Source organism: Gordonia sp. LMA167 (assembly GCF_058130025.1).
In genome coordinates this window covers 6441933-6462272 of sequence record NZ_CM176708.1, presented here as the reverse complement: position 1 = coordinate 6462272, position 20340 = coordinate 6441933, and the positions used below count along the sequence as shown (strand labels likewise).

Here is a 20340-nt window from a genome sequence, read left to right as displayed (position 1 = left end):
CTTCTGCTGTGCGTCGCGGCTGTGGCCCGAGGTCGGGGCTCTGTGCAACACTATCAACGGTAATGGCAACAGTAAACACCTTCGGCAGGCTGCCCGGCGGGGTCGGATCGGCCATTGTCGGGCAGGCGGGGTCACGAGTGTTGTAATAATTACTGTTGCTGCGACGGTAACTATTGCTGGAGGCGCTTGTGCGGGAATGGACGGTCGGCGAGATCGTGGATGCGATCGCGCGCAAGGTGCCCGATAGGGAAGCCACCATCTGCGGAGACAGACGAACCACGTTCGCCGAAACCGCGGAACGCTCCCGCAACCTCGGGAGCTACCTGGCCTCGCGCGGCCTGGGTGTGCGGGTACCGCGCGCCGACCTCGACCGCTGGGAGTGCGGACAGGATCGGATCGCCCTGCTCATGCACAACGACCAGTATGTCGAGGCGTTCCTCGGATGCGTGCGTGGCCGGGTTGTTCCGGTCAACATCAATCACCATTACTCTCCTCGCGAGATCACGGCTCTGCTCGACCACATCGCACCGTCGGGGGTGATCTTTCATCGGTCCCTGGCGCATCTGATCGCCGAGGCGACGCTGCCGGCAGGTGCTGATGTCCTCGTCGCGATCGACGACGGCGATGGGCCGCGGGTCCCGGGCGTGGTCGGCTACGAGGAGGCGTTGGCCATCGGGGCCGGCGCCGCGCCCGTGACGTCGTCGCCCGATGATCTCCTGATGGTCTGCACCGGCGGCACCACCGGCCTGCCGAAAGGGGTGTTGTGGCGGCAGGCGGATGCCTATATCTCGACCATGACCGGAATGGAACACGAGTCCGAGGATGCGCTCCTCGGCTTCGTTCCCGAGACGGGCGAACCGTTCTTCGCGGTGTCACCGTTGATGCATTCCGCCGGGCTCTCCACTGCCCTGAGTGCCATCGTGGCCGGTCGTACTGCCGTCGTCTACGACAACCGCGATCGTTTCGACGCACGGACGGTGCTGGAGACCGCCGAGCGTGAGCAGGTGCGCATCCTCACGATGGTCGGCGACGCATATGCCGGTCCACTCGTCGCCGAACTGCGCTCCCGGTCCTACGACCTGGGGCAGCTCATCGGTATCGGCAGCGGCGGTGCCGCGATCAATCCGCGACACAAGTCGGAACTGTTGGAGTTGCTGCCGCACATCGCGGTTCTGGACACGTTCGGCTCGTCGGAAACCGGTGGCATGGCCACCAGCCCGAGTCTTCGCGGCGCCCCGGCCGAGACGTTCGTCATGCACCCGAGCGGGCGGGTCGTGTCGGCCGACCGCACGCGTTTCCTCGAGCCGGGTGACGCCGAGATCGGCTGGCTCGCCCGTACGGGGCGAGTGCCGTTGGGCTACTTCGCCGATCGGGAGTCGACCCTGCGTACGTTCCCGGAGATCGACGGGCTGCGGGTGTCTATTCCCGGTGACCGCGCGAGTCTGCAAGCCGACGGGTCCATTCGCCTGCACGGACGCGACTCGTTGGTCATCAACAGCGGCGGCGAGAAGATCTTCGTCGAAGAGGTCGAGGAGATCCTGCGCAGTCATCCCGGGGTGGTCGATGCGCTGGTGGTCGGCCGCCCCAGCGAGCGGTGGGGCACAGAGGTGGTCGCCGTCGTCGCGATCGATCCCGACGTCGACCTCGGCGCCGACAACCTGCGGGAGTTCGCCGGCGGACATCTGGCCCGGTTCAAGGTGCCTAAGGAGATCATCGTCGTCGACTCGGTTGCGCGCCTGGCAAACGGCAAGGCCGACTACCGCTGGGCGCGGACGATCGCGACCCGCGGTGGGGCACTGACCGCGTCGTAGGGAAAGGACGCCCATGGATTTCTCAACCGTTGCGCTCACCGACGCCGACCGCGAGTTCCGGGCTCGGGCACGGTCGTTTCTGGATGAGCAAGTCGATGCCGAGAAACTCTGTGCGGCAAGGTCGACCGGCGATGGTGTCATCGTCGATCTGCACCGGGCGATGGGTGTCGCGGGCTGGCTGGAAGCGGAGGCGAAACAGGTCGACGACGGCGGCCTGACCGCGTTGCAGCGCCGCATCTGGGACCTCGAGCGGCGACGCCTCGGCATTCCGCTGGAACGATGGGGATCGACGATGATGATCCTGCAGGCGGTCACGGCGTTCGGCACCCCGGAACTGCTCGACGAGGTGCTGGGGCCGGTCTTCGCCGGCGAGGCGCTGTTCGCCATGGGATACACCGAACCAGAAGGCGGTTCGGACATCGCGACCTGCAGGACCCGCGCCGTCGCCGACGGCGGCGAATGGATCATCAACGGGCAGAAAATGTTCACCTCGGGCGCCGATGTCTGTCAGTACGTGTTCCTGCTGACCAACACCGATCCTGCCGGAAAGCGGCACCGCAATCTCACGATGTTCCTGGTACCGCTCGACACCCCGGGGATCGAGGTACAGCGGTTGACAACCGTGGACGGCAACAGCACGACGATCACCTACTATGCGGACGTCCGCATCCCGGACCGGTATCGGCTCGGACCGGTGAACGACGGATGGGCCGTGCTCAGTGGCCCACTCGCCGCCGAACACGGTGCGGGTGAACCCGGCGATGCCGGGTTGTCCGACATCACCATGATGAGCAACTTCGGCATGGCGATGGCGGTGTCGGCCGATCTCGCCACCGATGCAGTCCGGCAGGTGGACGCCGACTGCCGCCGTCGGCTCGACGACGAATCGATCGCCTACCGTCTCGGGCGGGCCCACTCGCGGATCGAGGCGGCACTGAGCACGCCAAGTCTGTTCGGGCGAGTGGCCATTGCGCAGTCCATGCGTGACCTCGCGCCCGAACTCATGGATGTCATCGGGCCGTCGGCAGTGCTGTCTCCAGGGACTGCAGGAGCACCGGCCGGTGACGAGTTCGGTCCCGAACACCTGTATCGCTGGGCGCCCCTGCTCGGCATCTACGGTGGCACGATCGACGTCTTCCGCAACATGATCGCTCAGCACATTCTGGGCCTGGGGCGGCCGACGTACGTGAAGCCGACGCACTGAGCACCGCCCGCGGTCAGTCGCCGCCGGGATAGAGTGCGACGACATCAGGAATACGGACCTTCCATGCCGCATTACGAGGAAGGGTCGCCACGATCGAGATGGCCACGGGAACATGGTGACTCGGGAGTGTGACGCGGACCATATCGGTGAGCTCGGCTTCCGAAGGTGGTGTTGCACCGCTGCGGAGTTCGACAGCGGCGAACGGAACCTGACCGAGCCGGCGGTCATCCACGCCGACGACCGCGGCGTCGAGCACGGCCGGATGTCGGATCAGCACCGCGCGAACGGTTTCCGGCAGAATCTTGAACCCGCCACGGTTGATCGCGCCGTCGCCACGTCCGTGTAGATAGATGAATCCGTCCGCGTCGACCGATGCCACATCGGTGGTGCGGATCCAGTCGGGCCCGATCACGTCGACGCGCCCCTCCAGCAGTCCCTGCTGTCCGGTCGCGACCTCTGCGCCGGTGTCGGCGTCGACGATGCGGACATGGACACCGCTCAGCGGACGCCCCACACTCTCGGGTTTCTCCGCGCCGAAACGACGATGATCATCGGGTGTCCACGCGCAGACCGACCCGGCGAATTCCGTTGCGCCGTAAGCCCACAGCAGGGGCATTCCGTAGCGGCCCTCGAATTCCGCACGAAGTTGTGGTTCGAGCGGTCCGGACCCTCCGGGCAGATACTGCAGGGAGGACAGGTCGTCCTTGTCGACGTCGGCGTCGAGGATCATCCGCAGGAGTGCGGGCTGTACGCCGGCGCGGGTGATCCGGTAGGTCTTGACGGCCCGCACCCATTCGTCGACGGTGAACTTCTCCAGCAACACCATCCTCTTGTCCAGGAACGGTGCGGCCAGCAACTGGCACACGCCGACGCTGCCGAACGGCCAGTAAACGATCTCGGGTGGGTCGTCGTATCGACCGCTCATACCCATCGTCATGGTGGTGACCGTGTGACTGAGGATGTCGGTACGCAGCTCGAAGCGCTTGGGCGGTCCGGTGGTTCCGCTCGACAAGATGTGCAGGCCCGGACTGCCGACCGCGGTGTCCGCGACCGGCCGACCACCGGGATCTCCGGGCGCGATCAGTTCGGCTGCCGGCGGCCGCGACGACAATGCGATCGCGGCGCAACCGGCACGTCGGGCGGCCTCCCGGGTGCGCGGCGTCCAGTCCTGCCCGTCGGCGATCACCGCCGCCAGAGCAAGCGAGGCGATGTCGTCGGCGATCGCCTGGTCGGATTGGTAGGAGTAGATCATCACCACCGGCCGACGGGATGCGATGAGGCCGAGCGTGGCCGCCGCGTGGGGCAGTCGATTCCGGGCGACCACCCCGATGGCCGCCGAGTCCGGGACATCGGCCTCGGACAGCACCGACCCGATGGTGTCGACGAATCGGGTGACGTCGTCGCCGGTGTACCACGTTCGCTCGAACTCGATGAACGGTCTCGATCCGTAGCCGGCGAGGTGTGCGGCCAGTTGATCGGCGAAGTCCGCGGAGGAATCCGACGCGGACTGTTCGGCTTTCGTGGCCCCCTCGGCGTTCACCGACAACCTCCTGATTGACCGACCGTATCGACGTCCACCATACTGAAGAGGTTACTGTAGTGTCCCGGGTCCGTCGTTCCGACGAGTGATGTTTTGAGCGTCACCATCCGGTTGCTGTGGAGCGAGCGTGCGTGCATTGCCACCCGGTTCCCTGAGGAGCGAGAGTGCGAGCGTAACCACCTCGGTCCCTGAGGAGAGAGCGCGCGAGCGTATCCACCCCGGTCCCTGAGGAGCGAGCGTGCGAGCGTATCCACCCCGGTCCCTGAGGAGCGAGCTTGCGAGCGTCACGAAGGGCCCTTCGTGACGCATCCTCGCAGGCTCGGAGGCTCCTCAGGGATCGGTTGGTGGGATGGTGTTTTGGGTTCTTTCGGGTGTTGGGTGGTTGCTGTGGGCCGGTCGCCATTCGGTTGCTGTGGAGCGAGTTTGGGAGTGTCGCCACCCCGGTCCCTGAGGAGCGAGCTTGCGAGCGTCACGAAGGGCCCTTCGTGACGCATCCTCGCAGGCTCGGAGGCTCCTCAGGGATCGGTTGGTGGGTTGGTGTTTTGGGTTTTTCGGGTGTTGGGTGGTTGCTGTGGGCCGGTCGCCATTCGGTTGCTGTGGAGCGAGTTTGGGAGTGTCGCCACCCCGGTCCCTGAGGAGCGAGCTTGCGAGCGTCACGAAGGGCCCTTCGTGACGCATCCTCGCAGGCTCGGAGGCTCCTCAGGGACCGGGGTGGTGACGCAGCGCTTTGGGTGTTCTCGGGGGGTCGGGTGGTGACGCAGCGCTTTGGGTGTTCTCGGGGGATCGTTTGGTGACGCAGCGCTTTGGGTGTTCTCGGGGGATCGGGGTGGTGACGCAGCGCTTTGGGTGTTCTCGGGGGATCGGTTGGTGGCGCAGCGCTTTGGGTGTTCTCGGGGGATCGGTTGGGGGGATGGTGTTTTGGGTCTTTCGGACCTTTTCGGGGATCGGTTGGGAGTCGGTGCTCTGGGCCCGTCAGCCGAGATACACCGGGGCGCCGTCGACGATCGTTGCGACGATGCCGATGGCGGAGGAGTCACGGCGGAGGTCCTCGAGGGAACCGCGGGCGATGGTCAGGTCGGCGAGGGCGCCCGGTTCGACCCGTCGAGGCACATCGAGCCGATCTGCGTGACCCCAGAACAGGCCGAGCGCCACGGTCGGCGTCACTCGTTCCGCCTGATCCCGATCAGAGTGATCGATGACTGCGGCGCGAATGGCCTCCCACGGGTCCGCCCCGCCGAACGGCGCGTCCGTACCGGCCGCGACCAGGACGCCGCCCGCCAGCAGGCTGCCCAGGCGCCACAGATCCGGCTTGTCGTGGTCGGGCACGTCGGTCCGATACTGCTCGGACCGTTCGAGCGGGAAGTTCGGCTGTGTGACGACCGGAATCTGACGCTCCCGCAGCCATGCGAAACAGTCATCACCGATGATTGCGCCATGCTCGATCCGGTCACCGGCCAGCACGCCCGCGCCGTCGAGAGCGGCCATCGTGAGGACCAACTGAACACGGGTGACACAGTGCACCGCAACGGGTTTGCCCGCACTGTGTGCCTTCTCGATGGTGTGGGTGAACTCGTCGAGTCCGGGAAGTCGGTCGTCATCGAGCAGGATCTTGGTCGGTCCGAGGGTGAACTTCGACGGCAGACCGGTGTCGGCGGGTGGGCGGATGTCGGCCGTGGACATGCAGTGGATGCGTTGCATGATGTCGCCGGACTGTACGGCGCCAGCGAGGTCGTCCACCGAGGATTGATCCAAGCCGGGTGTGGCATCGGTGAATCCGGTGACACCGCGCGCCGCGGCGTCGCGGCTGACCGATGCGATGTCGGGTGCGGCAGACCCCACCCGACCGCCCAGCCAGGCGTCCATTCGCCACAGCCGTCCGGTGGGTTGTCCGGCGTCGTCGCGCTCGACCCCGGGTAGGTCACATCCGTCGACGCCGGTCAGCCGGCAGGCGGCGCTGTTGAGAATCCAGAGTGCACCCGAGCGGTGTTGGACACGCAGTGGACGGTCGGGCACCAGGTGGTCGAGCACCTCGCGCGTCAGCGGTCCCGCCACGGATTCGTGATATCCGTAGCCACGCAACCAGGCCCCGTCGTTGGCGGAGCGGGCGGCCGCATCCAGCAGACGCGCGAGGTCGTCGCGGTCGTGTGCCGCGGGCGGACCGAGTCGCACCGAGTTCGCGGTCGCCGCGAGAGACCGTAGATGGATGTGATGGTCGTGCAGGCCGGGCATCACCCACGCGCCCGCCACATCGAGATCGACCTCGCCCACGAGCGGTCTCAGGTGCTCGCCGATCTCACTGATCCGGCCTGCAGCACAACGGATGTCGACGAGCCGGCCATCCAATGCGGCATTTCGGATCAGCACGCGACCCTCGGCGGTCTGGGGTCGAGTACCTGCTGCCGGCGGTGTTCGTGTGTGCACACCACGTCGACACGGTCGCCGTCGGCAGACACGTGATGATCTCCGGGACAGGCGATCTCGATCCCGGCATAGGCAGCTGCGGTGTCCACCATCGACACGTCGATCAACGTCCCGCCACCGGCATGGGCGGATGCCGCGACCGCCAGGGCCGCGGTCACACCGGACAGGGGATCGGCGACGGCGTCCGCGCAGAACACCGGTTCCCCGCCGGACCAGCCGACAAGTCCGCCGCCGACGGCGGCGTCGTCCCCGAAATCGACCTGCATCGGGTTGCGTCGTCCTCCGCCGGTGATGCTCACCCAGATCCGGCCCGGGCGGTGCGCGACCTGTGTGGGCGACAGTCCGAGACCCTCGAGGGCCCGCGGCCGCGACGCCTCGATGACGATGTCGGCGCCACCGATCAGGTCGGTGAGCTCGGCTCGTCCGTCCTCGGTGGTGAAGTCGACGCTGCGCATCTCCTGGTCCCGGTGCAGCCATCGGAAGAACTCCGGGTCTCCGATGCGGGCGCCGTCGGGACGGGTTGTGCTCTCGACCTTGGTCACCTGCGCGCCGGCACGATGCAGGATCATCCCGCACAACGGCCCGGCCCACAGTGACGACAGATCGACGACGCGTGCCCCGGCCAACCCGATGGCACGGTCCGGCCGGCTGATCGCGGTGACCTGGAACGGCAGAGTGGGAGAGGGCCGGGCGGGTAGCTCCGCGGCCGCGATCCCGAGGAGCTGCGCTCGGGCGACCACATCGCCGGCATTCGAGCGTGACGCGAAGGAGGTCACGTCCTGCCACGGGTCCTCGCTACCGTGATCACCGATGAGGGCCGGGACCGAAGCGACATCATCCGGACGGCACAACGCGAGCGCCAGCCAACCGTCGTCGGCCCGCAAGATCCGGGTCATACCCCCGGTGGAGACATCGCCGCCGCGCCGGAAGCCGCGCAGCGCAGCGCGGCCTGCGATGATCTCGGCGGCATCGAGGGAAACCTCCTTGCCGACGATCGCGGTCAGTCGGGTCAGGTGGCGCATCGCGGTGTCGAGTGCACCGAATGCCCCGGCCGGGGTGAGCACCGGAGTTCCGTTCGGATGGCCGGTCAGCGCCATGCCCCCGCTCGCTGCCCAATCGAGCACGGCGCAACCGGATTCGGCTGTCGGGGCGGACGGAACCGACGGCCACCACGTCTGTAGCCAGTGATCGACGACGCCGGCCGGCGTGCTGATGCTCGTCACCGCCCGACAATTCGGGCGAATCCGGTCCTCACGAGGTGATCCTCCTCGTCGCGCTGAACTCAACGGCACGTCAGTTGCCGCGACACCAGTCTATGGGGGTCGGCCTCAGGCGAAGATCGGCGGCAGGCAGAACAACACCACCGCACCCCAGATCACGTGGGTCACCATCGGCGCGAGTACCCCGTCGGTGGAGCGGCGCAGGATCGCGCACACCGTGCCGAGGATGACGGCGGCGAAGCCCAGCATGACGTTTCCGCTGGCCAAGGTGGTGAACGTGTACAGAATCGTCGACACCACCACCGGGTGATGCCAATGAACGGCCGAATAGACGGCGCCCCGGAAGAAGACCTCCTCGGCCAGGCCGTTGCCGAGGGTGATGATCGTGATCACGACGATGCTGCCCTCGTCCCGGAACGCGAGGACGTCGGTCACCAGTGACGCCAGGGCAGGGATCTCCCGGGTGATCAACGCGCCGATCACGAACGCCAGCCCCACCGCGAGACCCGTCACGATGCCGAGCGCCGCCGCGCCGCCGGTCGTCCCGTCGCCACGCAGACCGAAGCGGCCCAGAAACAACGGACCCGACATCAATCCACCGATGAGCCAGGTCGCGGCCAGGGCGATGGTGAGTGGATAGAACGAGGAGTCGCCGGGCTCCGCGGACAGCGAGAAACCGAGGATGACCGCGCCGATGACCAGGAAGATGGCCACGACGATTCTTCGCCGGGCCCAGGTGGCGGGACCGTCGAATCGGGTGTCGGGTGCAGGGGCCGCGAGGCGGCGGACAAGGGTCTGGGTGGTCGCAGTCATCCTGTCAGCAGGGATACCATGCCGCGGACGATCTGGCTGGTCGAGGTCACGGCCGAACCGACGTGGCGGCGCATCCTCATCAGGTCGCCGCCGGCCCAGTGGGGGTCGGTGTCGGCAAGATGGTGCAGGTTCGACAGTTCGCAGACGGGTCGCGGGGCGCCGGTGCGCACCGACGACTCGATGGCCGTTCGCATCGGCGTGAGTCCTCCGTGCGGTTCGGGCACCAGGTCCCGGATCGTGTGCTCGGCGGCGACCATTTCTTGACTCAGCGACGTCACGAGATCTTCGGTGAGTGAGGTCGGTACCGGCACGATCCGGCCCGCGACCAGCCCCACGAGACGGGTGTCGATGTTGATGAACGGGATCGGGAGACGAATCCGCGGCTGTTTGATGGCGCGCAGATACTCCGTCAGCACCGAGCCGTAGCGCGCGCCGACGTCCGGTCCGGCGATGTCATAGGTGCCCGCCGGTATGTCGGTGCTCGCGACGGCGGTCAGATAGTGGATGACGTCGCGAATCGAGATCGGGTCCATCGGATTCTTGGTCCAGCTCGGTTCCGGGATCACCGCGAGACGGTCGGCGACATACCGGATGATCTCGAACGACGTCGATCCGGCCCCGAGGATCACCGCGGCACGTAACCACACGAGTTCCGGACCATCGGGGATGTTCAGGGCATCGGCGACGTCGGCGCGACTGCGCAGATGGGGTGACAGGCTGTCGCGATCGGTGTCCGGTACGAATCCGCCCAGGTACACGATCCGTCCGACGTCGGCGTCGCGCGCTGCGAGCGCGACGTGGCCCGCGGCGCGAACGTCGAAGTCGTCGAAATCGTCCTGCCCGATCCCGTGGACCAGGTAGTACAGCGCGTCGATGGGCCCGACAGCGGACAGCGCCTCCTGCGGCGAGAGTGGATCGTCGGCATCCATCTCGACCGCGGTCACACTGTCGTACCAGCTGAAACGTCGCAGCGAACCCGGCACGCGGCTGCTCACCACCACATCGTGGCCGGCCGCGAGCAACCGGCAGACCAGGCGCGAACCGACGTAGCCGGTGGCACCCGTGACGAACAGTCTCATGGAGGGCATACGTCGACGCTACGAGCCCAACGCGGTGGAGCGGGGGGTGAGAATGGCCATAGCAACGCGATCGCGATCGAGGTGACGGTTGGGTAACGGCCGACGGTGACATGATCGGGGCATGCTGATCACCGTTGACGAACTGACCGAGGCGATGCTGTCGGACCATCCGCCCGTGATTCTCGACGTTCGGTGGCAACTCGGCGACACCCACGGTGCCGAGCACTATCGGGCAGGCCACATCCCGGGTGCGGTGTTCGTCGATCTCGATGCCGAACTCGCCGCGCCGGCCTCGCCCGAGCGCGGCCGACATCCGCTGCCGCAGGTCTCCGCGCTGCAGACGGCGGCCCGGCGGTGGGGCATCGACGACACCTCGCGCGTCGTGGTCTATGACGACATCGGGAACTTGGCATCGGCGCGCGCCTGGTGGCTGCTGCGCTGGGGTGGGATGTCGGAGGTCAGGATGCTCGACGGCGGCCTCGGGGCGTGGCGAGATGCCGGCCTGCGCGTCTCGTCGGGCGACGCCGAACCGCGACCGGGAAGCGTCACGTTGGCGTCGGGCCGGATGCCGGTCGTCGAGATCGACGATGTCGCAGGCACCTCGTCGATCGTGCTGGATGCCCGTGCGGGAGAACGGTATCGCGGGGAGGTCGAGCCGGTCGACCCGCGGGCCGGCCACATTCCAGGCGCGATCAGCGCGCCCACGGCCGACAACAGCGGACCCGATGGCCGGTTCCTCGACGCGGCTGAACTGCGAGATCGATTCATCGCGTTGGGAGTTCGCGAGGAAGGCGAGGTGATCGCCTACTGTGGTTCGGGCGTCAACGCCGCACACGAGATCGCGGCATTGGAACTCGCGGGGTTCCGCGCCGCGCTTTTTCCGGGTTCCTGGTCGCAGTGGTCCTCGGACCCGGACCGACCGGCCGAGATCGGGGCGAGCGGGCACCGGTGACGGTGGTCGCGCGGTCCGACCTCGGAATGATGTGGACGTGAGTACGTTGGCTCTGGAGGGAGAAGTAGCCGAACCAGCAAGGAGGTGGACATGGCACGAACAGTGCTGTTCGTCATGACCGGATCGAGCACGTGGACGCTGAACGACGGGACCACGCACAAGACGGGGTTCTGGGCCGAGGAAGCGGTCGCACCCCTCGAGATCCTCACCGATGCCGGATATGACGTGATCGTGGCAACACCCGGCGGTGTTCGGCCGCCGGTCGACGAGGGCAGCTTGACCGCCGACCGGGCGGGTTCCGAGGAGGCCGCGGCGCACCTGCGCCAGGTCGTGGAGACCGCCCCGCAGTTCCAGAACCCGATCGCGCTCTCCGACGTCGTCGTCAGCGACTACGACGCAGTCTTCGTTCCGGGTGGACACGGGCCGATGGAGGATCTGGCCGTCGACCCTGACGCAGGCAAGATCCTGACCACCGCCGATGATGCGGATCAACCCCTCGCGATCGTCTGTCACGGTCCGGCCATCCTGCTCGCGGCGGTCGACGACAACGGCACGAATGCCTTCGCCGGCCGTACCGTGACGGGATTCACGAACGAGGAGGAGACGCAGGGCGGTTTGGCGCCGAAGGCGAAGTGGCTCTTGCAGGATCGGCTCACCGAGGCCGGTCTGACGGTGGTTGCGGCGCAACCGTGGGCACCGCACATCCAGACCGATCGGAACCTGCTCACCGGCCAGAATCCGGCGTCGTCGGCACCGCTCGCGAAGGCTCTGCTCGAACGGTTGGGAAAGGGCGCCTGATGTCGCAGCCCCCACTTCCGCAGCCGGCGAAAGATCTTCTCGCCAAGCCGAATCCGTGCGTGATGGCCACGGTGCGCAAGGACGGGTCACCGGTGACCGCGGCCACCTGGTACCTGATGGACGGAGATCAGGTGCTGCTCAACATGGACAACGGGCGCGCCCGTCTCGGCCACCTGCGGCGGGATCCGCGTGTGACGGTGACGGTGCTGGACGAGAACTGGTACACGCACGTCACCCTGATCGGGCGAGTCGTCGAACTCCGTGACGACGAAGGCCTGGCCGACATCGATCGGATCTCCCGTCACTACACGGGCGACGCCTATCCGGAGCGGGCGCGGCCGCGGACCACCGCGGTGATGGAGGTCGAACGCTGGTATGGCTGGGGCGCGATGAAGGACAACGACCAGGCCTCCACGATCTGACGGTGTCACTCCGGAGCGGTCAGAGGCCTCGGCGTTCGAGCTCCTCGTCGAACTCCTCGGCGGCCGCCTTCTCGCCCTTGCCGTCGGCGATCGCACGCTGATAGATCACGAACAGTTCTTCGCCGTGTGCGGCATAGCGGCGTGACCAGTCGTCGCTGTCCGCGCGCCAGTAGCCGGTGATGTCGTAGTGGTCACGCCGCCAGCCGTGTTCGTGGCGGAGATACTTCCGGACCGCACGCGACTGGGCGGCCTCACCGGCGAACCAGCAGTATCCGTCGCCGGTCGGAAGAGGTACGGCGCGCACGGTGGCGGCGAGCCGGCTCGGACCGATCCCGTTGCCGCCGGGCGTGGTCGGGATGATCTGCACGTCCGGTCGGTCGCCGCGGACGGAGGCCAGATAATCGAGATCGTTGTCGTCGACGACCTCGACGACAGCGATCACCGGGGATCGATGCCGATCCTCTTCCAGAATTCTGCCCAGGGCGGGAAGCCCTGCCAGGTCGGCGGCCAGGAGACGCCACCGCGCCGTTGGTGGTGGCCGATACCAGCCGTGCGCGTGCGCCATCACCACCCGATGCCCGGACCGTGCCCGTTGCGCCCACGTGGTGGCCGGCCCCACGGCGTGCACCATGAAGTCGACGGTCATCGTGCGGCTCTGCGGATCGACCGCGCGGACCGAGTAGGTCCGCGAAGTCGGGATCGGATCGGGGTCGTGATAACCCCAGGTCCCGTCGCGGTACTCCGGGTCGGGCACCGAAGTCTGGTCGGCGGACGGGAGATAGATGCCCACCGCTTCGTCCGGATGACCCGGTAATCCCAGTCGTTCGAGGTCGGGAACGTCGAACCGAATCCGGCGGAAGTGCGTATTCAGGTCGAACACGTCTGTGACGTGCGCGAGCACGTGACCCATCGCCGACGCCGGGTCGTCGCTAGTGGGGCGTCGACGACAGCAGGGCGCGGAGTGTGGCCAGCAGTCCGTCGACGCCGTCGGCCGTCGTTGCGGGTGACGCGACCAGCCGGACGACGCCGGGCTCGGGTATGCCGTGATGGAACACATAGCCTCGGTCGCGGAGACCTGCGATGACCTGTTCGGACAGCTCGCAGAAGACGATGTTCGCGTCCGCGGCACCGCGCACCCGTACGCCGAGACCTCCCAGGCCCGAGACGAGCCGGCGTGCCATGTCGTTGGCGTGGCGCGCGTTACGCAGCCACAGGTCGTCGGCCAGGTAGGCGAGGATCTGTGCGGATTCGAAACGCATCTTGGACGCCAGCTGACCGGCTCGCTTGGTGCGGAATGCCAGCTCGGTGGACACCGCGTCATCGAAGGCGACCACTGCGTCGGTGGTCATGCCACCGTTCTTGGTGATGCCGAACGAGAGAACGTCCACACCGGATCGCCAGGTCATCTCGGCCGGGGCCGCACCGAGTGAGGTCAGCGCGTTGGCGAAGCGGGCGCCGTCCATGTGCACCCGCAGACCGGCGTCACGGGCGATACCGGTGAGAGCCCGGATCTCGTCGAGTGTGTACACCGAGCCGGTCTCGGTGGCCTGCGTGATGCTCAGCACCTGAGGCTGCACGCTGTGCACATCGCCGACCCGATGGTGCACGGCTCGCCGCAGCTCGTCGGGGTCGATCTTGCCGTCGTCGCCGTCGAGCAGGGTGAGCTTGGCACCACCGGTGAAGAACTCCGGCGCTCCACACTCGTCGACCTGGATGTGACTCATCCGGTGGCACAGGATCGATCCCCAGGGACGGGCGAGAACCGACAGTGCCAGCGCATTGGCCGCCGATCCCGTGGACACGCAGTGGAGATCCACGTCCTGCTCGAACACCTCCGACATGCGCCGGCCCGCTGCCGCGGTCACCGGATCGTGTCCATAGGCGAGGTGTGCGTCGGTGGCAACGCGAACGACCGCATCGACGATCTCCGGTGATGCCCCCGCCGCATTGTCGCTGGCGAACATCTTGTCGGCGGGTGTGCTCGGCCCGGCGTCGCGCAATGCATCCACGCGGCCGAGTGTAACGATGGTCGCCGACGCCGGACGGTGCGCCGGGACTCGTTGTCACTCCCCGCCGGAGCGTCGATCGCACACACTGGACGGGTGGCAGACATCCTGGTCGACACCGACGGTGGTCTCGACGACCTGCTCGCCATCGCCGCGATCGCCGGGGCCGGGCGACTGTGGGGTGTCACGACGACGTGGGGCAACGTATCGGCGATGGCAGCGGCACGCAACGCCGCACTCGCAGCACCCGACTCCGACATCTGGTGTGGCGAGGCCAGCCCGCCGACGACATGGCGACCGAACGCAGCCCACGGGCACGACGGGGTGGGTGACACGCTCCGCGGGCGCCGACGCCTGGTCCGGCCGCGGTTCGACCCGGGCGCCGCGCACGTCATCTGCCGGTTCGCGCGAGAGAACCCTGGCGGCACCGTGCTCTGTATCGGTCCGCTGACGAACTTCGCGCGTGCGATCGAACTGGATCTGGCAGCACTCACCGGTCTGGGGTCTGTGGTGGTCCTCGCCGGATTCGGGTTCGCCCACCCGACAGTTGTACGACGGATCGCGGACACCAACACTCGCCACGACCCCACCGCGGCGGTCGCTGTCGCGCGGGCCGTCGGGCTGCCGGTCCGTTGGGTCGGGCTCGATGTGTCGCGGGCGTTGGTGCTCCGTGTCGCCGACCTGCCACGCACCGGGATCGGGGACTTCGGATCGATGCGCGCCTACGGTCTGCGGCGTCATCCGGCCGGCATCGGACATGGCTGGTCGGCGCCCTGCCACGACCTGGTCGCCGCGGCCGCGGCGATGTGTCCGGAGATCGTTGCATGGCGCCCGGCAGGAGTGCGGGTGGAGTGTTCGCCGACGGTCCACGTCGCGGCCGGTGATGCAGGCACAGGGGCGCACCTGGTGGCGTGTGACATCGACATCGACCACGTCCGCGTTCACGAGTCTCGGTGGGCCGGACTCAACTTCCGGTAGCCGAGGCCCGCGGCCCCATCCAGAGGGCGGGATCCGGGGTCGGCCGGGGCGGCTGTCCGCGGCTCCGCAGCCACCACGCGCCCACGAACACGGCCACCCAGACCACCAGCAGCGCGATGCCCAGACCCAACCAGTAGTCGCGGTCGAGAACGCTCGAATTGCGTGCGCCCTGATCGGCCGGACGAGGCGCGATGACCGGCAGGGCCAGGATGACCAGGACGTTGGTGAAGGCGAGCGCGACCAGCAGGGTGCGGCTCCACCAGGGTGGCAGCGACCGTCGGAACAGCCACGAGACGGCGAGCGCGATCGGGGCGAGCACCGCGTCGTGCGCCAGCAGGGCGATGGCGAGCCAGATGATCACGGAGATCTGATCGGTGGTGGAGAAGTCCCAGATCCGCGAGATGCCGTACCCGATCAGCGCGAGGCCGACCACCACCAGCGTCACGCGAACGATCCGTTCGGCCATTCAGAGCACCTCGATCCGGGAGACCCACTTGGTCTGCATGACACCGGGCAGGTTGGGCGCGATGAGACGGCAGGGGTAGCCGTGATCGATGTCCAGCGTCTCCCCGTTGAGCTCGAACGCGATGAGACTGAGTGGATCTCGGGACTGGGCCACCGGAAGGGTGCTGACGGCGTACGGACCCCGTTCCAGCGAGATGACCCGAATGCCGTTGTCGCCCGTCGCACCGACCAGCGCGGCAAGGTCGCGGAGCCGCACGCCGGTCCAGGTGGCACCGGCGCTCCAGCCCTCGACGCAGCTGATCGGTAGGTCCACGGTCTGCACCGGCAGGGCGCGGAGTTCGTCGATCGAGAGCTCACGGGACCGGGGCCCGACGACATACAGGCGGTACGCGTCGTCGGTCGCCTGTTCCACCACCCGGGCGTCGTGGGCGGTTCGATTGACCGGCAACCCCTGCGGGCCGTTGCCGCTTCTGGGTGCGAGGAAGGCGACATCACGCAAGAGCGGCACCGTCTGCCCCGCGAAGGCGAGCGCACCGATACCGGCAGCCACCCAGGTGAGATTGAGGAACGCACGTCGGCTGAGCCCGGACTCGCCCCGAACCGGGACCGTCGACGCGCCGTCGACGCCACCCTCGAGAGCGGTCCGGATGACAGGGAGCTTGACCGCGATGTGGATGGCGAGAGCGCCGATGACCACGTAGGCCATCGCGTAGTGGGTGGTGGTGAAGAAGAACTTCCAGGGATACCACTGGGCGATGTTGAACAGCCCGGTCATCACCTGAAAGATGCCCGCGGACACCAGGACGGCGATCGATGCGCGCTCGAGTGCCCGTGCGGGAGAGCCGAGGAGGGGTTTCTCGAAGAGCTTCGGGTACACCACGGCCAGCTTCGCGATGAGCAGCACGATGGCCACACACCCGGAGATGACGTGGAGACCCTGGGTGACCCGGTAGATCCACACCGGTCGCGAGATCCAGTCGAACCACGACGCCGGGTGCTGAATCCCGTGGCTCAGCAGTCCGGTCGCGAAGCAGATGAGAAAGCAGATGCCCAGGGCCAGACCGATGCGTGCGGTCACCCGCGGGCTGCGTAGGCCGGCCGTCCACTCCTGTGCGGCGTCCTGGTCGTCGGTCGTCGTCATGTGTGGCTCATCTCCACCACCTGGCGGCCCGAGAGTTCCCACGCGTTCCGGATCGTCAGCCCGCACTCGCGCCCGACGTCCTCGACCCCGAGCAGACCGATTCTGGCCCAGGCGAACCAGGTGCTGGAGAACTGGGCACCCTCCACCCGCACCGTTTCGCGTTCGATGTGCTCGACCTCGGGATCGATCTCGACCAGGATCGAGCCACTGCGCCGAACCAGCTCACCGGCCCTCATCAGGACTCGCTCCGGCGCGCCGCCGATCCCGACGTTGCCGTCGATCAGAAGTGCTGTGGTCCAACGACCTTCGCCGGGGAGCGGGTCGTAGATGTCGCGGCGCAGCACCGCGAGTCCGCGGTCGCGGGCCATCGACACCGCCACCGATGAACTGTCGATGCCCAATGCGATCATGTCCCGGCCGGCCAGCAGGTCGACCAGTCGTCCCGGTCCGCAGCCGAGATCGATTGTCGCACCGCGGCAACGGTCGGCGACCATCCGGTCGAAGTCACTGTCGTCAAGATCCGGGTCCACCCCGCACCAGCGGTTGACCGGCCACTCATCGACCGACCCGTCTGCGCGACGCAACACACATCGGCCGGCCGCGAACATTGCATCGAACGGGTTGGGGCCGGTCGGACACAATCGGATGATCATGGCGTCACCGCACTGAGAAGGTCTGCGGTACGGGCGAACTCGCTCTGCGGCGGGCACAACCGGGCCACCGGGTCGACCTCGCCGGGCTCGTCGACGTCGGCGAGTCTCTCGAGTTCGCAGACGGTCAGTCCGGCCTGCTCGAGTGCCCGCCGCGTCAGTCGCGCGGTGTCCGGATCCGACATGGGTACGTCGGCCAGGTAGCGGGCTCCACGCGCGCCGGTGGTGGCAAGCGCCCACCACCCGCCGTCGAGTGCTTCGCCGAGCGCACAGCGCGGTTGGCCGGGATCGAGCAGCGTGAGTGCATCCGCCAACTGATCGGTGCGCACCTGAGGGGTGTCCATGCCGATCTGGACGACGCGTTCGGCTCCGAGCGCGGCGGCGTCGAGGTGGGCGTTCATCAAACGCTCGGCGAATCGCCGTCCACGTTGCGGGACCAGAATGCAGCCGGAAAGTGCTTCGGCGATCTCGTCGGAGCGCACGGAAGCTTCGAGATCCCCGGTGTGAGCGACGATCACCGAGGCGTCCGGCACGTGTCGTGCGGTTCGGATGGTGTCGAGCAGGGCCGCGGCGGCCAGACCGGCGGCGCCCTCAGGGCCGTAGCGGACCGCCAATCGGGTCTTGGCGAGACCGGGGACGGGCGCCTTGGCCACGATCAGCACCGCCGCTGCCACCGTCATCGCAGGGCCGCCAGGAAATCTCGCGCCGCCCGCACCGAACCGCGTACCGAACCGGACACCTTGGATCGTCCGGCGGTGCGTGCGGTGTAGCCGACGTCCCGCTCGACCACCTGCAGCCCGGCCTCGCCGGCCCGCTTCAACAGCTCGACGGGGTACCCACTCTGACGGTCCCGCAGGTCCAGGGCGGTCAGCGTGTCCCGCCGGATCGCCCGCATCGGACCGATGTCGTGGACGGGTAGACGGTACCGATGCCGCAGATACGCGGCGACCGCCGCCGAGCCGGCGCGGGCGTGATAGGGCCACACCGCTGCCCCGGCGGGGCGCCGCCGGCCGACAGCCAGATCGGCGCCGCGATCGAGTTCATCGACCAGACCGACGAGATCGTCCGGATCCATCGACCCGTCACCGTCGATCGTGCACACCACCGGCCGGCGCGCGGCCGCGACGCCTGCGGCGACCGCGGCCCCATAGCCGGGCTCCGACTCCGCCACGACGACGGCGCCCGCAGCCCGTGCCAGATCGGCTGTCGCATCGGTTGATCCGTTGTCGACGACGATGCTCTGCATCCCCGGCGGCACCCGGGACAGCACGCCGGACACCGATCCGGCCTCGTTTCGGCACGGGATGATCACGGAGATGTCGCTCGGCTGCACACGAACAACGGTATGAGGATCCGCCTGGAAGGGACAGGTGTTGTGCGGTTACGGAAGTATGACGTCCTGACCGTCACCGCCCGAGATCGGCACGTCTACCAATAGCGTTGCAGCATGGCCGAAACCGTGACCGACGAGGAGGCGGACGCACGAGCGGCCGACGACGAGCCGATCGCCGACGGTCGCGGCGTGCTCCGGGACGTCGTGAGTGTCACGCTCGCAGCGACACTCGTGGCTGCGGCGACACTGGTTCCGCTGGTGTTCGATCGCTCACTGCTGGGCAAGATCTTCGCCGAGGCGCCCCCGCTGTTCGGCAACTGGTTGCCCCACACCGGACCGGGGACCGCGCCCGCGATCGCTCTGGCGATCGCTGCGATCGTGCTGATGCCGGTGTGGGCGCAGCGGTTGTCCTGGGCGCGGCTGTGCGCCGTCGTCTGGGCCTGGGCACTGGTCTGGACGGTGAGCCTGGCCCTCGTCGACGGGTGGCAGCGCGGGTATGCGGGCCGGCTCGAACGCCGCCCCGAGTACCTCGCCGAGGTTCCCGGTGTCAGGGGGATCGGCGAGCTGCTGCGCACGTTCTCCAGTCGCATCCTGGACGGTCAGCCGGACTCCTGGACCACCCATGTGTCCGGCCATCCTCCCGGTGCCCTGCTCACCTTCGTCGTCCTGGACCGAATCGGGCTCTCGGGTGGCGGTTGGGCGGCCACCTGGTGCGTTGTCGTCGGTACCAGCGCCACCGTCGCCGTTCTGGTCACCCTGCGCCGCGTGGGTGACGAGGGCTGGGCCCGTCGCTGTGCACCGTTCCTGGTCCTGTTCCCGGGCTGGGTCTGGGTGGGGGTGTCCGCCGACGGCTACTTCATGGGAGTCGCCGCGTGGGGGGTGGCACTACTCGCGGTCTCGGCCTCTGAGCGTGGGGTGCGTGCAGCGGTCTGGGGGGTCGCGGCCGGACTGCTGCTCGGTTTCGCCGTCTTCCTCAACTACGGATTGGTGCTGATCGGACTCGTCGTTCTCGCAGTACTCGTCGGGGCCCGTTCGGCCCGTCCCGTTCCCTGGGCCGTCGCGGCTGCGCTCGCCGTGGCCGGGGCGTTCTGGCTTGCCGGCTTCTGGTGGCTCGACGGCTATCACCTGGTGGTCGAGCGCTACTACCAGGGCATCGCGAGCAAGCGGCCGTTCGCCTACTGGGGATGGGCCAATCTGGCGGCCACCCTGTGCGCTCTCGGCCCGGCCGTCGCGGCAGGCGTGGGCCGAGTGTGGCACCGTCCGCTGCGGCAGGCATTGCTGCGGCCACCCGTCCTGCTCGCACTCGCCGGCCTGTTGGCGATCCTCGCCGCCGATCTGAGCGCTCTCAGCAAGGCGGAGACCGAACGGATCTGGCTGCCGTTCTCGCTGTGGGTACTCGTCTGTACCGGTCTGTTGCCGCGGCGCCACCAGCGCATCTGGCTGACCGGCCAGGCCGCGGTGGCGCTGATCGTCAATCATCTGTTGTTAACGTATTGGTGAAGTGAGA

General features: G+C 67.9%; 19 protein-coding genes. 7 read left to right on the top strand and 12 right to left on the bottom strand.

What is annotated here, in order from left to right:
- Positions 1–188 precede the first annotated feature (188 nt).
- Together ACVT6V_RS29015 and ACVT6V_RS29010 are read left to right on the top strand one after the other, a co-directional pair.
- Entirely contained in the window at positions 189–1811 is a 1623-nt protein-coding gene (locus tag ACVT6V_RS29015; protein ID WP_489897506.1) for an AMP-binding protein, read from the top strand.
- Between the two features lie 13 nt (positions 1812–1824).
- Complete coding sequence (locus ACVT6V_RS29010) at positions 1825–3015, top strand: acyl-CoA dehydrogenase family protein (protein WP_489897505.1); 1191 nt, start codon at positions 1825–1827, stop codon at positions 3013–3015.
- Positions 3016–3028: 13 nt separating this feature from the next.
- Here ACVT6V_RS29010 and ACVT6V_RS29005 read toward each other — a convergent pair whose 3' ends face one another.
- The 5 genes from ACVT6V_RS29005 to ACVT6V_RS28985 form a co-directional block, all read right to left on the bottom strand.
- Positions 3029–4555 (bottom strand): class I adenylate-forming enzyme family protein, encoded by a 1527-nt coding sequence (locus ACVT6V_RS29005; protein ID WP_489897504.1) that lies wholly within the window; start codon positions 4553–4555, stop codon positions 3029–3031.
- A gap of 972 nt (positions 4556–5527) precedes the next feature.
- Entirely contained in the window at positions 5528–6919 is a 1392-nt protein-coding gene (locus tag ACVT6V_RS29000; protein ID WP_489897503.1) for an amidohydrolase family protein, read from the bottom strand.
- Complete coding sequence (locus ACVT6V_RS28995) at positions 6913–8199, bottom strand: CoA transferase (RefSeq protein ID WP_489897502.1); 1287 nt, start codon at positions 8197–8199, stop codon at positions 6913–6915. The genes ACVT6V_RS29000 and ACVT6V_RS28995 overlap by 7 nt, the downstream gene beginning before the upstream one ends.
- A gap of 105 nt (positions 8200–8304) precedes the next feature.
- Positions 8305–9009: a CPBP family glutamic-type intramembrane protease gene (locus ACVT6V_RS28990; protein ID WP_489897501.1), complete on the bottom strand. Its 705-nt coding sequence runs from the start codon at positions 9007–9009 to the stop codon at positions 8305–8307.
- A complete protein-coding gene (locus tag ACVT6V_RS28985) occupies positions 9006–10088 on the bottom strand; it encodes an NAD(P)H-binding protein (RefSeq protein ID WP_489901056.1) in 1083 nt (360 codons plus the stop codon). The genes ACVT6V_RS28990 and ACVT6V_RS28985 overlap by 4 nt, the downstream gene beginning before the upstream one ends.
- Positions 10089–10209: 121 nt before the next feature.
- Here ACVT6V_RS28985 and ACVT6V_RS28980 point away from each other — a divergent pair, with 121 nt between their 5' ends.
- From ACVT6V_RS28980 to ACVT6V_RS28970, 3 genes are all read left to right on the top strand, one after another.
- The gene (locus tag ACVT6V_RS28980) at positions 10210–11040 is read left to right on the top strand and encodes a sulfurtransferase (protein ID WP_489897500.1); all 831 of its coding nucleotides are present in this window, start codon (positions 10210–10212) and stop codon (positions 11038–11040) included.
- 90 nt (positions 11041–11130) lie between these two features.
- Entirely contained in the window at positions 11131–11838 is a 708-nt protein-coding gene (locus tag ACVT6V_RS28975) for a type 1 glutamine amidotransferase domain-containing protein (protein WP_489897499.1), read from the top strand.
- Positions 11838–12260, top strand: coding sequence for a PPOX class F420-dependent oxidoreductase (locus tag ACVT6V_RS28970; protein WP_489897498.1), 423 nt, complete (start codon positions 11838–11840; stop codon positions 12258–12260). Before ACVT6V_RS28975 ends, ACVT6V_RS28970 begins: the two co-directional genes overlap by 1 nt.
- 19 nt (positions 12261–12279) lie before the next feature.
- On the opposite strand, the gene ACVT6V_RS28965 is transcribed toward ACVT6V_RS28970, so the two are convergent.
- Positions 12280–13170 (bottom strand): siderophore-interacting protein, encoded by an 891-nt coding sequence (locus ACVT6V_RS28965; protein ID WP_489897497.1) that lies wholly within the window; start codon positions 13168–13170, stop codon positions 12280–12282.
- Positions 13171–13189: 19 nt separating this feature from the next.
- Complete coding sequence (locus ACVT6V_RS28960; protein ID WP_489897496.1) at positions 13190–14269, bottom strand: threonine aldolase family protein; 1080 nt, start codon at positions 14267–14269, stop codon at positions 13190–13192.
- Between the two features lie 93 nt (positions 14270–14362).
- Here ACVT6V_RS28960 and ACVT6V_RS28955 point away from each other — a divergent pair, with 93 nt between their 5' ends.
- A complete protein-coding gene (locus ACVT6V_RS28955; RefSeq protein ID WP_489897495.1) occupies positions 14363–15244 on the top strand; it encodes a nucleoside hydrolase in 882 nt (293 codons plus the stop codon).
- Here ACVT6V_RS28955 and ACVT6V_RS28950 read toward each other — a convergent pair.
- The 5 genes from ACVT6V_RS28950 to ACVT6V_RS28930 are packed head-to-tail and all read right to left on the bottom strand — an operon-like array spanning position 15231 to position 18833.
- A complete protein-coding gene (locus ACVT6V_RS28950) occupies positions 15231–15710 on the bottom strand; it encodes a hypothetical protein (RefSeq protein ID WP_489897494.1) in 480 nt (159 codons plus the stop codon). The two genes, ACVT6V_RS28955 and ACVT6V_RS28950, sit on opposite strands and share 14 nt — an antisense overlap.
- Positions 15711–16850: a molybdopterin-dependent oxidoreductase gene (locus tag ACVT6V_RS28945; protein WP_489897493.1), complete on the bottom strand. Its 1140-nt coding sequence runs from the start codon at positions 16848–16850 to the stop codon at positions 15711–15713.
- Positions 16847–17503 carry a methionine biosynthesis protein MetW gene (locus ACVT6V_RS28940; RefSeq protein WP_489897492.1) on the bottom strand — a complete coding sequence of 219 codons (657 nt, stop codon included), beginning with the start codon at positions 17501–17503 and terminating at the stop codon, positions 16847–16849. The genes ACVT6V_RS28945 and ACVT6V_RS28940 overlap by 4 nt, the downstream gene beginning before the upstream one ends.
- The gene (locus tag ACVT6V_RS28935) at positions 17500–18180 is read right to left on the bottom strand and encodes a TIGR04282 family arsenosugar biosynthesis glycosyltransferase (RefSeq protein ID WP_489897491.1); all 681 of its coding nucleotides are present in this window, start codon (positions 18178–18180) and stop codon (positions 17500–17502) included. The genes ACVT6V_RS28940 and ACVT6V_RS28935 overlap by 4 nt, the downstream gene beginning before the upstream one ends.
- Positions 18177–18833 carry a glycosyltransferase gene (locus ACVT6V_RS28930; RefSeq protein ID WP_489897490.1) on the bottom strand — a complete coding sequence of 219 codons (657 nt, stop codon included), beginning with the start codon at positions 18831–18833 and terminating at the stop codon, positions 18177–18179. The genes ACVT6V_RS28935 and ACVT6V_RS28930 overlap by 4 nt, the downstream gene beginning before the upstream one ends.
- Before the next feature lie 114 nt (positions 18834–18947).
- Between ACVT6V_RS28930 and ACVT6V_RS28925 the strand changes: the two genes are divergently transcribed.
- Positions 18948–20333, top strand: a complete 1386-nt coding sequence (locus ACVT6V_RS28925) for a hypothetical protein (RefSeq protein WP_489897489.1) — start codon at positions 18948–18950, stop codon at positions 20331–20333.
- Positions 20334–20340: the final 7 nt, after the last annotated feature.